Annotated in this window: 12 protein-coding genes; 3 read left to right on the forward strand and 9 right to left on the reverse strand. The window is 72.4% G+C overall.

Going from position 1 to position 13,328, the window contains the following annotated elements:
* Positions 1–3 precede the first annotated feature (3 nt).
* Positions 4–771 (forward strand): tyrosine-protein phosphatase, encoded by a 768-nt coding sequence (locus NOCA_RS24455; RefSeq protein ID WP_158305698.1) that lies wholly within the window; start codon positions 4–6, stop codon positions 769–771.
* Between the two features lie 146 nt (positions 772–917).
* On the forward strand, positions 918–1,328 hold the full coding sequence (locus tag NOCA_RS24460; RefSeq protein WP_011757968.1) for a DUF3054 domain-containing protein: 411 nt from the start codon (positions 918–920) through the stop codon (positions 1,326–1,328).
* On the opposite strand, the gene NOCA_RS24465 is transcribed toward NOCA_RS24460, so the two are convergent.
* Positions 1,285–2,352, reverse strand: a complete 1,068-nt coding sequence (locus NOCA_RS24465) for an NADH:flavin oxidoreductase (RefSeq protein ID WP_011757969.1) — start codon at positions 2,350–2,352, stop codon at positions 1,285–1,287. The genes NOCA_RS24460 and NOCA_RS24465 overlap by 44 nt on opposite strands.
* 176 nt (positions 2,353–2,528) lie before the next feature.
* Positions 2,529–3,089, reverse strand: coding sequence for a GNAT family N-acetyltransferase (locus tag NOCA_RS24470; RefSeq protein ID WP_041548307.1), 561 nt, complete (start codon positions 3,087–3,089; stop codon positions 2,529–2,531).
* Between the two features lie 95 nt (positions 3,090–3,184).
* Between NOCA_RS24470 and NOCA_RS24475 the strand changes: the two genes are divergently transcribed.
* The gene (locus NOCA_RS24475) at positions 3,185–4,801 is read left to right on the forward strand and encodes a hypothetical protein (RefSeq protein ID WP_011757971.1); all 1,617 of its coding nucleotides are present in this window, start codon (positions 3,185–3,187) and stop codon (positions 4,799–4,801) included.
* A gap of 11 nt (positions 4,802–4,812) precedes the next feature.
* Here the strand turns inward: NOCA_RS24475 and NOCA_RS24480 are convergent, their stop codons facing one another.
* The 7 genes from NOCA_RS24480 to NOCA_RS24510 form a co-directional block, all read right to left on the reverse strand.
* Positions 4,813–5,541, reverse strand: a complete 729-nt coding sequence (locus NOCA_RS24480; protein ID WP_041546936.1) for a class I SAM-dependent DNA methyltransferase — start codon at positions 5,539–5,541, stop codon at positions 4,813–4,815.
* Between the two features lie 52 nt (positions 5,542–5,593).
* Positions 5,594–6,643, reverse strand: coding sequence for a YihY/virulence factor BrkB family protein (locus NOCA_RS24485; protein WP_011757973.1), 1,050 nt, complete (start codon positions 6,641–6,643; stop codon positions 5,594–5,596).
* Between the two features lie 4 nt (positions 6,644–6,647).
* A complete protein-coding gene (dinB, locus tag NOCA_RS24490) occupies positions 6,648–7,889 on the reverse strand; it encodes a DNA polymerase IV (RefSeq protein WP_238383394.1) in 1,242 nt (413 codons plus the stop codon).
* A gap of 139 nt (positions 7,890–8,028) precedes the next feature.
* Positions 8,029–9,189, reverse strand: coding sequence for an acyl-CoA dehydrogenase family protein (locus tag NOCA_RS24495; protein ID WP_011757975.1), 1,161 nt, complete (start codon positions 9,187–9,189; stop codon positions 8,029–8,031).
* A complete protein-coding gene (locus tag NOCA_RS24500) occupies positions 9,186–11,087 on the reverse strand; it encodes an ATP-binding protein (protein ID WP_011757976.1) in 1,902 nt (633 codons plus the stop codon). The genes NOCA_RS24495 and NOCA_RS24500 overlap by 4 nt, the downstream gene beginning before the upstream one ends.
* Positions 11,088–11,259: 172 nt before the next feature.
* Positions 11,260–12,843, reverse strand: coding sequence for an acyl-CoA carboxylase subunit beta (locus tag NOCA_RS24505; RefSeq protein ID WP_049774627.1), 1,584 nt, complete (start codon positions 12,841–12,843; stop codon positions 11,260–11,262).
* A gap of 17 nt (positions 12,844–12,860) precedes the next feature.
* The gene (locus NOCA_RS24510) at positions 12,861–13,313 is read right to left on the reverse strand and encodes an SRPBCC family protein (RefSeq protein WP_041546938.1); all 453 of its coding nucleotides are present in this window, start codon (positions 13,311–13,313) and stop codon (positions 12,861–12,863) included.
* Between the last annotated feature and the right edge of the window lie 15 nt (positions 13,314–13,328).

A 13,328-nucleotide genomic window follows, 5' to 3' on the forward strand; every position in this document is an offset into this window, starting at 1 on the left:
GAGGTGACCGACGCTCCGACCGAGCTGCTGCGGCTGGCCTCCGCCGACAACTTCCGCGACGTCGCGGGGACCGGCCTCGGCCTGCCGACGCGCGACGGTGGCCGCGTGCGGCGCGGGGTCTTCTACCGCTCCAACGAGCTCCAGCTGACCCATGAGGACGCCAGGTCCCTTGCTGGGCTGGGGATCCGGGCCATCCACGACCTGCGGAGCTCCCCCGAGATCGAGGCCCACCCCGACGTCGACGTCCCGGGCGCCACGTGGCGGCACGCCGAGGTCACCGGCGTCCCGATGGAGACGGTCGCGACCCTGCACGACGTCGAGGCGGCGCACCGGGTGATGCACGAGGTGTACGTCGCGTTCGTCCGCTCGGCCGCCGCCCGGGCGTCGTACGCCGGGCTGCTCACCGAGCTCGCGACCGGCGCCGTGCCGCAGCTGTTCCACTGCACGGCCGGCAAGGACCGCACCGGCTGGGCGGCGGCGCTGCTGCTCGAGATCGCGGGCGTGGACCGGGACGCGATCCTCGCGGACTACCTGGTCACCAACGAGGTCTCCTCGGCGACCCGGGAGAAGTACCTCGCACTGGTGGCCGAGCACCTCGGCCCCGAGCTGGTCGCGGTCTACGAGCCGACGATGGTGGTCGAGGAGTCCTACCTGCGGGCCGGCTACGCCGCCGCCGAGGAGGACTACGGCTCGGTCGACGGCTATCTGCGCTCCGGGCTCGGGCTGGGTGCGGACGTGCTGGACGGGCTGCGCGGCCGGCTGCGGGCGTGAGCACCGTTCCGGGCGCCGGTGAGTCCGTCGGGCCACCCCGGGCCGCGGCCAGCGGTGGCCCAGCAACCATTCCCACACCCCAACCGGTTGCCTGCACACCGCCGACCCGCCACACCCGCCCCGGGCCCGACTGACATCCTGGGCCCGTGACGAAGCTCCGGCCCGGAACCCGCCGGCTCTGGCCGCTGCTCGCCGACCTCGTGTGCGTCCTCGCGCTCGCTCTCGGCGGGAAGAGCACCCACGAGGCGGGCGAGTCCGACTGGGTGGTGCTCGTCATCGCGTGGCCCTTCGCCGTGGCCGCGGTGCTTGCCCAGGCCTGGCTGCTGTCCCGAGGTCGGCCAACGGCACGGATCTGGCCCGAGGGCGTGACCGTCCTCGCGGCGACCTACGCGATCGGGATGCTCCTTCGGGCGATCTCGGGTCGCGGTCTGGCGCCCGGCTTCCTCGTGGTGGCGGCCCTGTTCCTGGCCGCGACGATGCTGGGCTGGCGGGCGGTGGCGCACCTGGCCGGCATCACGCGACGACGTTCTCCCAGCCGGCGGCCAGGTAGTCGATGAAGGCCGGCCCGATCGCCTCGGCGCGGAGCTCCTCGCGGCTCAGCGGGCCGCGGCGCGCGGCGAACTCGGGGTCGGCGAGCACCCGCGCCGCGAAGTCGTGGTGGAAGATCGCGCCGAAGCCGACGGTCACGATGTCCGCGCCCTGCTCCAGGCACCACCGCGCGTCGGCGCCCGACAGCACCCGGCCGGCCACCCCGAGCCGGGTCGCGCCGCGGGGCAGGTCGGTGAAGTGCTCGATGAGCAGCCCGGGAGCACCGCCTCGGGGATGCATGAAGACGTCCCACAACGACATGTCGAGGTAGTCCAGCACACCGGAGGCCAGCATCCGGCGCGCCGTCTCGCGGCCCTCCTCGAGGGTGATGCCGTTGCCCTCGGGGGTCAGCCGCAGGCCGAGCTGGAAGTCCGGCCCGGTGGCCGCCCGGATGCCCTCGACCACCTCGAGGACCACGCGGATCCGGTGGTCGAGGGAGCCGCCGTACCCGTCGGTGCGCTGGTTGCGGCCGTCGAGGAACTGCCCGAGCAGGTAGCCGTGCGCCCCGTGCACCTCGGCCCCGTCGAAGCCGGCCCGCTCGGCCCGGAGGGCCGCCGCCACGAAGTCGGCCACCAGCTGCTCGATCTCGCCGGTGGTCATCGCGACGGCGTGCTTGGCCGGGTCGTCCCACGGGCACTGGTTCGGCCGCCCGCTGAGCGCCGGGTCGGCGCGGCGACCGCCGTGGTGGAGCTGCACGGACGAGCGAGCCCCCGTCGCGCGCAGCCGTCCCGCGAGCTCCGTGAGCCCCGGCAGGTGCGCGTCGGTGGCGACGCCGAGCTGGCCGGCCCACGCGTGTCCGGCAGGGGCGACGTACGCCGCGGCCGTCATCACGAGCCCGAACCCGCCCTCACCCCGGGCCTCCAGCCAGCGGGTCTCGTCCTCGGACAGGGTGCCGTCCGGGTGGCTCTGGGTGTTGGTGAGCGGCGCCAGCGCGAGGCGGTTGCGCCACTCCGGGCCGTGGTCGAACGAGAGCGAGTCGGAGAGGGCGGGCACGCAGCCATCCTCCCTGCCACGCCAGGCGGCGCTCGACGTGGGTCGACCCTCCGGCGGTCCGGCGCCCGAACCTCCAGGTTCCCTCAAGGCCGCCGGGCTGCGCTCCCGGAAACCTCCCGGCCCGGGTAGCGTTCTCCTCGACCCCGCTGGTGACCCGAGACGCCAGCGGGGTCCTTTCATGCCCCGGTGGCGCCGGTCCACTCCCGCCGGAGCAGGCCGTAGACCCACGAGTCCGACACCTCGCCGTTCACGACGCAGTCCTCCCGCAGCGTGCCCTCCCGTCGGAAGCCGAGCTTCTCCAGGACCCGGGCGGAGGCCGCGTTGCGGGTGTCGGCCTCGGCCTGGACCCGGTTGAGGTCGAGGGTGTCGAAGGCCCACCGCAGCAGGGCGGCGGCGGCCTCGGTGGCGTAGCCGTGGCCCCAGGCCGCCTCCCGGAGGCAGTAGCCGAGCGCGGCGGTGCGGTGGTCCGGGTTCCACCGGGTCAGGCCGCACCAGCCGAGGAAGACCCCGTCGGAGCGCCGCTCGATCGCGGGTCGCGCCCCGCTGCCCTCCTCCGCCAGCTGCCGGCAGGTCGCGATGAAGCGCTCGGCCCGGCCCCGCTCGGTCCACGGCGGCGAGTCCCAGTAGCGCAGCACCCGGGCGTCGCTGTGCAGGGCGTAGAGGGCGTCCGCGTCGCCGTCGTCGAACGGCCGCAGGAGCACGCGATCGGTGTGCAGGGTGGGCGTGGGCAGGGACATGCCCGCCATGGTGCCGTGCCCGACTCCGCGGAGTGTGACGAGATCGATGGGCCGCGGCCCTCAACTCTCCGAGCGGCCCGCCGATAGGTCTAGACATGCTGAGCTTCTCTCGGGGCCGGTCCGGCGAGCCGGCGCAGCGGCGCGCCCTCGTGGCCCTCACGAGTCTCTTCCTCCTCGTCGCGAGCCTCGCCCTCGTCACGCTGCCCTCCGGCCAGCCGGCGTACGGCGCCTCCGCGTCGCTGGCCGTGTCGCCCGCGACGTACGTCGGCGGGCAGCGGCTGACCTGGACGGGCAACGTCGGCGCCCCCGGGGTGCGCTCGCTGGCCCTGCAGTTCCACATGGGCCGGCCCGGCGACACGTGGACGACGGTGGCCGGGTTCGGCGCGAAGACCCGGGCCGACGGCAGCTTCTCGTTCGCCTACCCGGCGCCGGGCATGTTCAACATCCGCTACCGGGTGAAGGCGGGGTCGCACGTCTCGCCGTCGAAGCTGTTCCTCGCCAAGACCCAGGACCTGACCCTGCGGGTCACCGGCCAGCGGGAGAACAACTCCGGCACGCCCGCGCTCGTCCCCGCGGACGAGCCGTTCGGCATCACGGTCGACACGACCCCCGACAACATCTTCCGCAGCCCCTCCTCCCAGGGACTCCCGGTGTTCCCCGGCCGGACGCTGACGCTGCAGCGCCGCATCGACGGCGACACCTGGCGGGCCGTCGCCACGACCAAGGTCGGCGACGACGGCCTCGGCCGGTTCACCGGGCTCACCCGGCCGTCCGGCGTCTCCGTGTTCCGCGTGCGCGAGGAGGACTACCGCCAGGACGGCAACGAGATCGGCTGGACCCAGTCGTTCCCGCTCTTCGTGTATGTCGGGACCGACGCCTGGGCGCAGTACGACCGGCAGCAGCTCGCGGCCCGCGCCACGCCCTCCCTGCCACCGGGGGACAGCGCGAGCTTCGGCAGTGGGGCCCCGACGCCGACCGCGAGCGAGCGGTACGGCTGGTACCCGCTGTACTGGGACTTCGCGTGGGAGCACGGCCAGTCGCTCACCGGCGGCCCCGCGCGCGGCACCCGGCCCCGCGGGCACTGGGTCGACTACGTCGACGGCGCCGGCCGGGTCAGCAAGCAGAACGGCCAGCTCGCCCTGGACAGCAAGCGCTTCTACGGAGCCGGCCCGGGCGACTTCGGCAGCACCCGCGCCACGCTGACCGGCAACGCCGTGGCCCAGGGCCGCTGGGAGGCGCGGATGCGGATCCGCGGCGCCTACGAGACCGGCGGGCGTGCGTACGGCGTCCGCGCCGAGCTGGTCCCCGAGCAGACCTCCGGGCGCGCCTGCAACAGCCGCACCATCGAGATCGCGAGCATCTCGCCGTTCTCCCGCAAGGTGCGGTTCGGCGCCCGCTCCGCGAAGTACCGCTGGAGCGGCGCCGCCACGGCCTCGGCGACGCCGCTGCACTCGGCGTACGCCGTCGCGGTCGAGGTGGCGAAGGGCCACATCACCTGGTTCCTCGACGGCAAGCCGGTCGGGTCGGTCACCGACCGGGCGGCGTTCCCGGGCGTCCCGATGACGCTGCGGCTGACGCTGACCGGCCAGGGCCGCGAGGAGATGAACCAGGTGAGCCTGGTCTCGGACTGGCAACGCGGCTTCCCGCTCGCCTCCGGTCGCCAGACGATCAGCCGGGACAAGCTGAAGCGGCAGCCCGCGAACGGCTGCTGACGACCGGGCCCTCAGGGCTTGCGCCAGACGGAGACATGGCTCTCGCTGTCGCCGGTGAACGGCGAGCGGCGCCAGTCGGCGAACCGAGCCTCGAAGGCCAGGCCGGCCAGCTGGGCCATCAGGTCGCACTCGGCGGGCCAGATGTAGCGGAAGTTGCTCGCGCCGTAGGTGACGGTGCCGTCATCGTGCCGCGTGTAGTGGTGGGAGGTGCCCTGCTGGGTCGTCAGGTCGAACGTGTCGACGCCGAGATGGTGCTCGCCGATGTGGAACGGGACGCCCTGCTGGCCGGGCGGGAACCGCCTCAGGCTCGGGACTCCCAGCTCGATCACGAAGCGGCCACCCGGCGCCAGGTGCGCGGCAGCGTTGCAGAAGCAGGCCACCTGCTCGTCCTGCGTGCGCAGGTTGCCGATGCTGTTCCACACGACGTAGACCAGCGAGTACTCGCCCGGCACGCGGGTCGTCGCCATGTCGCCCAGGACCACCGGCACCCCCCGTCGCTTGGCCCGGAGCTGGTCGACCATCGGCTGCGAGAGCTCGATGCCGCTCACCGGGACACCGCGCTCGATCAGTGGCAGCGCGACGCGGCCGGTGCCGATGGCGAGCTCGAGCGCCGGACCGCCTCCGGCCAGGTCGGCCAGGAAGTCGACGGCCGGGTCGAGGACCTCGGGCGTGAACATGAACGCCGACGACGCGTCGTACCGTTCGGCCGTCTCGGCGTCCCAGAGATCGCTGCTGGTCATGGCCGGCAACCTGCCTCGGCCACGCGCGGCACGCAACCGACTTTCGCCCGGCCTACGCCTCGGGCCCGTCCGGCCGATCCGGCCTGTCCGTCTCCTCATGGCCCTCGTCCTCGATGACCGGCATCGCGACGGTGGGCCCGTCGAAGGTGACCTCGACGTTCTGGAATCCCTTGTGGCGTTGGGCCTTGACGTAGTCGGCGTAGGCCCGCTTGTCCGCCTCGGTCAGGTCCACCTTGTCGGTGAACGGCGTGAGCAGCGCGCGCGGCCAGAGGCGGTGGGAGAGCACGACGTTGACCTCGATGCCGATCACCCCCATGACGGCGGCGATGAACAGGATCCCGATCAGGCCGAGGACCAGGCCGAAGGTCTGGTTCATCTGGCTCGTGCCGGTGAGCACGTTGGTCACGTAGAGCGTGCCGAAGTACTGCAGCGTCTGCCAGAGCACCGCGACCGTGAACGCCCCGGGCAGCGCCGCGCGGAAGTCGTGGCTGCGCGCGACGCCGAACTGGAACAGCACGGCCAGGACGGTGGTGATCACGAGCACGCTGGCGATCACGATCGGCCAGCGATAGCTGGCGATGGTCCCGCCGAGCACCTCGGTGCTGCTGGCGAGGGCCGAGAGGATCGAGAGCACCAGCAGCGCGACGCCGGCGGTGAGCAGCAGGCCGAGGCTCTTCAGCCGCAACAGCAGCGGGTTGGGCCGGCGGTTGCGCGGCACCGACCAGGCGATGTTGAGCGCGTTCTGGAGGGCCTGGCCCAGGCCGAGCGAGCCGTACAGCGCGACCAGCGCACCGATCACCACGCCAGCGGTCGAGCCCTGCAGACCCTCGGGCTGGCCGAGCTGGTCGCCGATGATCGGGAACTGGCTGAGCGCGGAGTCGAGCAGGTCGGACTCCAGGCCGGGGTTGCCCTGGAGGATGAAGCCGAGGATCGACGTACCGAGCAGGAGCAGCGGGAAGATCGCGATGAACGCGTAGTAGGTGATGATCGCGGCCAGGTAGTTGCCCTGGTCGTCGGAGTACTTGTAGATCACGGCGAGGGGTACGGCGATCGGCGGGAAGCGGCGCTGCCCGCGGTCGACGGCGTCCAGTGCCCTGCCCACCCGCTCACGGTACCGGCGTCGGCGGCCCGGGGTCGGGGAGCGTGGGCATCTCGAGGCCGGTGCGCCGACCGACCAGGACCGCCCGGGTCACCGACGCCGAGCCGAACCGGTCGCGGACCCGGTCGAGCGCGGCGTCGAGGCCGTGCTCGTGCACGGTGTCGGGGAACAGCGGCAGCTCGAGCTGCTGGGACCGGCCGTCGACCAGCCCGGAGATCGTGACACCGAGGAGGGTGCAGCCGCGCTCCTCGATGAGCGGCCAGCTGGCGGCGAGCAGTCGCCGCCCGGTCTCCAGCCAGGTCGCGGTGGTCGCGGTCGAGTGTGCCAGCGTCGCGGAGCGGGTCGCTCGGCTGAAGTCGTCGAACCGGAGCCGGAGCGTGAACGTCTGGCCGATCCGTTCCCCCGCCCGCAGCCGGCGGGCCACCCGGTCGACCAGACCGGCCAGCAGCGCCTCCAGGTCGCCGCGGCTCTTCGGTCTCCCGGGCCGGCCGATCGCGCACTGCGAGCCGATCGAGCGGCGCCGCCGGCCCACCTCGACCGGGCGCGGGTCGAGCAGGTTCGCCAGCGCCCACAGGTGCCGGCCGGCGGCCCGGCCGACGGTCGCGGTCAGCTCGACCTCCTCGCGGGCCGCGAGCTCGCCGATGCTGCGGATGCCTTCCGCGTGCAGCTTGGCCGCCGTGACCGCACCGACCCCCCAGAGCCGCTCGACCGGCAGCGGGTGGAGGAACGCCTGCTCGCCGTCGGGCGACACCGCGAGCAGCCCGTCGGGCTTGGACACCGCGCTCGCGACCTTCGCGAGGTACTTGGTGCGCGCGATCCCGACCGAGATCGGCAGCCCGACCTCGTCCTTCACCCGGGCCCGCAGGCCGCGGCCGATCTGCTCGGGCGGGCCGACCAGCCGGCGCAGCCCCCCGACGTCGAGGAACGCCTCGTCGATCGAGATCCCCTCGACCAGCGGCGTGGTGTCCTCGAAGATCGCGAAGACCTGCTTGCTGGCCTCGACGTACGCCGAGAACCGCGGTGGCACCACCAGCGCATCCGGACAGCGCCGCGCGGCCTCGCGCCCACCCATCGCCGAGCGCACCCCGAACGCCTTGGCCTCGTAGCTCGCGGCCAGGACCACCCCGCCGCCGACGATCACCGGCCGGCCGCGCAGCCGTGGATCGTCGCGCTGCTCGACCGAGGCGAAGAACGAGTCCAGGTCGGCGTGCAGGATGCTCGCCTCGGCCCTGCTCGCGATCCGTCCCACCAGGCCAGTATCGAACACATGTTCGGCGCTGTCGAGCGGCCACAGTGCGCCGACAACTGTAACGCCGTGTTACCCCACCTACCCACCCTGCTGCAACACGGTGGGAGGAAGGGGTAACCGGGCGTTACAGCAACCGGGATCAATAGGACTTGGGCAGTCCCAGGGAGTGCATCGCGACGAAGTTGAGGATCATCTCCCGGCTGACCGGCGCGATCCGGCCCGCGCGGCTGGCGACCAGGAGCCCGGCCACGCCGTACTCCTGGGTGATGCCGTTGCCGCCGTGGGTCTGCACGGCCCGGTCGACGGCGTGACAGGCGGCCTCGGCGGCGGCGTACTTCGCCATGTTCGCGGCCTCGCCGGCGCCCATGTCGTCGCCCGCGTCGTAGAGCGCGGCGGCCTTCTGGGTCATCAGCCGGGCCATCTCGATCTCGATGTGCGACTCCGCGAGCGGGTGCGCGATCGCCTGGTGCGACCCGATCGGCCCCTGGAACACCGTGCGCTCCTTCGCGTACGTCGTCGCCTTGTCCAGGGCGTGCCGGGCCAGGCCGGTCGAGAACGAGGCGGCCATGATCCGCTCCGGGTTGAGCCCGGCGAACAGCTGCACCAGGCCGCCGTCCTCGTCCCCGACCAGCGCGTCGGCGGGCAGCCGGACGTCGTCGAGGAACACCGCGAACTGCAGCTCGGGGCTGACGATCTCCATCGCGATCGCCTTGGCCTCGAGGCCCTCGGCGTCGGTCGGCACCACGAACAGGCAGGGCTTGAGCTTGCCGGTGCGCGCGTCCTCGGTGCGCGCGACGACCAGCATGTTGTCGGCCTCGTCGACGCCCGAGATGTAGATCTTGCGGCCGCTGAGCACCCAGCCGTCGCCGTCCCGCCGCGCGGTCGTGGTGATGTTGTGGGTGTTGGTGCCGGCGTCCGGCTCGGTGATCGCGAACGCCATCGTGCCGGTGCCGTCGCAGATGCCGGGCAGCCAGCGCTGCTTCTGCTCCGGGGTGCCGTAGCGGCTGATGATCGTGCCGCAGATCGCCGGGCTCACGACCATCAGCAGCAACGGGCAGCCCTGGGCGGCCAGCTCCTCGCAGACGGCCGCGATGTCGCCGATGCCGCCGCCACCGCCGCCGTACTCCTCGGGGATGTTGATGCCGAGGTAGCCGTTGGCGCCGATCTCCAGCCACAGCTCGGTGGTCTTCTCGCCGCTGCGCGCCTTCCGGGTGAACCACTCGCGACCGTACTTGGCGGCCAGCTTGGCCACGGCCTTGCGGAGCTCCTGGCGCTCCTGGGACTCGCTGAAGTTGCTCACTGCTGCTCCTCTTCCACGGTCTGCTCCACCACGGCCAGAACCTCCCCGGCGGCGACCTGCGCACCGGGCTTGACGTCGATCTCCGTGACCGTGCCGGCGTACGGCGCGCTCACGGTGTGCTGCATCTTCATCGCCTCGAGGACCAGCACCGACTGGCCCGCCCCGACCTGCTGGCCCGCCTCGACCGCGACGCTGACGACCGTGCCCGGCATCGGCGCCAGCAGGCTGCCGCTGGCGACCTGCTCGGCCGGGTCCACGAACCGCGGCACCCGGGTCAGCCGGACGTGGCCGCGTGGGCTGTCGACGTCGACATCGGCTCCGTTGACAGCGACCACGTACGTCGTGCGCACGCCGTCGGCCTCCAAGGTGACGCCGGTCGGGCTCGCGGCGACCACCGTGTGGCCGTCGAGCCGGTAGCCGTCACGCCCGCCCCACCACTCCACGACGACGTCACCCTCGAACTCGGTGCGCTGCGGCTGGGAGACGACGTTGCGCCAGGCGACCGGGATGCCGCGCTGGACGGTGCGGTCCGCCACCGCCTGCTCGGCCAGCGCGATCGCCGCCGCGACCGCGGCCGGGGTCGTGCTGTCCACCGTGCGCTCCGGCGCACTCTCGGACACACGACCCAGGAAGTCGGTGCTCACGTCCCCGCGGAGGAACGCCGGGTCGCGCAGCACCCGGACGAGCTGGTCCCGGTTGGTGACCACACCGTGGATCCGCGCGCGGCTCAGCACGCTCGCGAGCCTGCGGGCGGCGGCCTGCCGGGTCGGCGCGTGCGCGATCACCTTGGCCAGCATCGCGTCGTAGTGCGTCGACACCTCGCTGCCGGACTCGAAGCCGGCGTCGACCCGGATGCCCTCCTCCTGGGGGATCTCGAAGGTGGTCAGCCGGCCACTCTGCGGCTGGTAGTCGGCCGCCGGATCCTCGGCGTACAGACGCACCTCGATCGCGTGGCTGCGCGGTGGGTCCGGCCAGCCCATGAACCAGCTCGCCTCGGCGTCGCGGATCTGCAACGCCACCAGGTCGACGTCGTGCACCAGCTCGGTGACCGGGTGCTCGACCTGGAGCCGGGTGTTCATCTCCAGGAACCAGAACCGCTCGGTGGCCGGGTCGTAGAGGAACTCGACGGTGCCGGCGCTGCGGTACTCGATCGCCTCGGCGGCGTGACGAGCGGCGTCGTGCAGGGCGGCACGCACCTCGTCGCTGAGGCCGGGTGCCGGGGCCTCCTCGACGACCTTCTGGTGGCGGCGCTGCAGGGAGCAGTCGCGGTCGCCGAACACGCTGGTGCCGAGGACCTGGACCTCGACGTGCCGCCCGTGCTCGACGTACGGCTCGACGAAGACGGTGCCGTCGCCGAACGCCGACGCCGCCTCGGCCCGGGCCTTCTCGATCTCGCCGGGCAGGTCGGCGAGGGTGCGCACGACGCGCATCCCCCGGCCGCCCCCGCCCGCCGAGGCCTTGACCAGCAGCGGGAGGTCGGCCTCGGCCGGCTCGGCCGGCGCCTCCAGCACCGGCACTCCGGCCGCCTTCATGATCTCCTTGGCGCGGATCTTCGAGCCCATCGCCTCGATCGACTCCGGGGCCGGGCCGATCCAGGTCAGGCCGGCGTCGATCACGGCGCGTGCGAACTCCGCGTTCTCGGAGAGGAAGCCGTAGCCCGGGTGGATCGCGTCGGCGCCGGAGCGGCGCGCGGCGTCGAGCACCAGGTCGATGCGCAGGTACGTCTCGGCCGGCGCGTTACCGGGCAGGCGGACGGCGTGGTCCGCCTCCCGCACGTAGGGCAGGTCGGCGTCCGCGTCCGAGTGGATCGCGACCGTCTCGATGCCGAGCCCGCGACAGGTGCGGAACACCCGTGAGGCGATCTCGGCACGGTTGGCGACCAGCAGTCTGGTGATCACGACGACACCTCCTCGAATGCGAGCTTGCGAGCGTTCGACCGTCGAACCGGGCGACGAAGGAGCCCCTGGTCCGACGGAACAGACAAGGGCCGCGGCGAAGCCGCTCGATGCATTTCGGCGGCGAAGCCGCCAAGCCTTTCGGCGGCGTAGCCGCCTACGGCGAAGCCGTATGTCATGGCCGGAACACCCCGAATCGGTCGGTGCCGACGTACGGCTGGTTCTCGATGACGGACAGGCAGATGCCCAGGATCGTGCGGGTGTCGCGCGGGTCGATCACGCCGTCGTCGTAGAGCATCCCGGAGAGGAAGTGCGGCAGCGACTGCTCCTCGATCTGCGCCTCGACGAGCTCCTTGATCCCCTTGAAGCCCTCGGCGTCGAAGACCTCGCCCTTCGCCTCGGCCGACTGCTGCGCCACGATCTCGAGCACGCCGGCGAGCTGCTGGGGCCCCATCACGGCGGACTTCGCCGAGGGCCAGGTGAACAGGAACCGCGGGTCGTAGGCGCGGCCGTTCATGCCGTAGTTGCCGGCGCCGTAGGACGCGCCCATGATCACGCTCAGGTGCGGGACCGTGGAGTTGCTGATCGCGTTGATCATCATCGCGCCGTGCTTGATGATGCCGCCCTGCTCGTACTCCTTGCCGACCATGTAGCCGGTGGTGTTGTGCAGGAACAGCAGCGGGGTGTCGCTCTGGTTGGCGAGCTGCACGAACTGGGTGGCCTTCTGCGCCTCCTCGGAGAACAGCACGCCCTGGGCGTTGGCGAGGATGCCGACCGGCCGGCCGTGGATCCGCGCCCAGCCGGTGACCAGCGAGCTGCCGTAGAGCGGCTTGAACTCGTCGAACACGGCACCGTTCGTGGCGGACACCCCGTCGCAGATGCGCCGGATCACCTCGCGCGGGTCGAACGGCTCCTTGAGGTCGCCGGGGATCAGGTCGAGCAGCCCTTCCGGATCCTCCTCCGGCTCGGCGTACGACGGCCCGGTGATCGAGCTTGTCGAGATCCCCGCAGGGTGGGCAGGGCCTCGCTTGCGCCAGTTCAGTCGGGCGACGATCCGCCGGCCGATCCGGATCGCGTCCCGCTCGTCCTCGGCGAGGTAGTCGGCCAACCCGGAGATCCGGGCGTGCATCTCCGCTCCACCGAGCGACTCGTCGTCGGACTCCTCGCCGGTCGCCATCTTCACCAGCGGCGGTCCGCCGAGGAACACCTTCGCCTGCTCCTTGACCATGACCGTGTAGTCCGACATGCCCGGCACGTAGGCGCCGCCCGCGGTCGAGTTGCCGAAGACCAGCGCGACCGTGGGCTGCTTGCGCGCGCTGGCCCGGGTGATGTCGCGGAACAGCTTGCCGCCCGGGATGAAGATCTCTTTCTGGGTCGGCAGGTCCGCGCCGCCGGACTCGACCAGCGAGACGGTGGGCAGCCCGTTCTCCTCGGCGATCTGCGAGGCCCGGAAGATCTTCTTCACCGTCCAGGGGTTGCTCGCGCCACCCTTCACGGTCGGGTCGTTGGCGGTGATCATGCACTCGACGCCCTCGATCACCCCGATGCCGGTGACCACGGATGCGCCGACGGGGAAGTCCGACCCCCAGCCGGCGAGCGGGCTGAGCTCCAGGAACGCCGAGCCCTCGTCGACGAGTAGCTCGATCCGCTCGCGGGGCAGCAGCTTGCCGCGGGCGTGGTGCCGCGCGACGTACTTCTCGCCGCCGCCGGCGACCGCCTTGCCGTGCTCGGTGTCGAGGTCGGCGAGCTTGTCCAGCATCGCCTCACGGTTGGCGCTCACGACTCGATCACCGCCTTCATCCGCTCCAGGGTGGTGCGCATGCCGCGCTCGTTGGTCCGGCCGCGGAGCCGGCCGAGCAGCAGCCAGTACGCCCGCAGGTAGGGCTTCGGCTCCAGCCGGAAGTACTCGGTGACCCGGGTGCCGGTGCCGTCCGGCTCGAGCCGGTAGCCCCAGTTGTTGACCGTCACCTGGTCGGTGCCGACGGCGAACTCGAAGAGCTGGTTCGGCACGCAGGCGGTCACCTGGCACGGGGACCAGTACGTCGGCCCCACACCGTTGCGCCGCACGTGGCCCTTGAACGAGGCACCCACCTCGGGGCCGGTCGAGCCGCGGGTCCAGCGCGCCTCGAAGGTCTCCGGGGAGAACTCGCCGATCCGGGTGACGTCGCTGACCAGCGCCCACACCTTCTCGGGTGGCGCCTCCATCCGGACGGTCACCTCACCCGTCATCGGGCCTGACAACGG

This window comes from Nocardioides sp. JS614, assembly GCF_000015265.1.
Classification (GTDB): domain Bacteria; phylum Actinomycetota; class Actinomycetes; order Propionibacteriales; family Nocardioidaceae; genus Nocardioides.

Coding starts and splice junctions, on each gene's coding strand:
- NOCA_RS24470 (WP_041548307.1), bottom strand. CDS start 3,089: ATGTCCCTGCCCACGCCCACCCTGCACACCGATCGCGTGCTCCTGCGG.
- NOCA_RS24480 (WP_041546936.1), bottom strand. CDS start 5,541: ATGACCAGCAGCGATCTCTGGGACGCCGAGACGGCCGAACGGTACGAC.
- NOCA_RS24505 (WP_049774627.1), bottom strand. CDS start 12,843: ATGCTGGACAAGCTCGCCGACCTCGACACCGAGCACGGCAAGGCGGTC.
- NOCA_RS24475 (WP_011757971.1), top strand. CDS start 3,185: ATGCTGAGCTTCTCTCGGGGCCGGTCCGGCGAGCCGGCGCAGCGGCGC.
- NOCA_RS24510 (WP_041546938.1), bottom strand. CDS start 13,313: ATGACGGGTGAGGTGACCGTCCGGATGGAGGCGCCACCCGAGAAGGTG.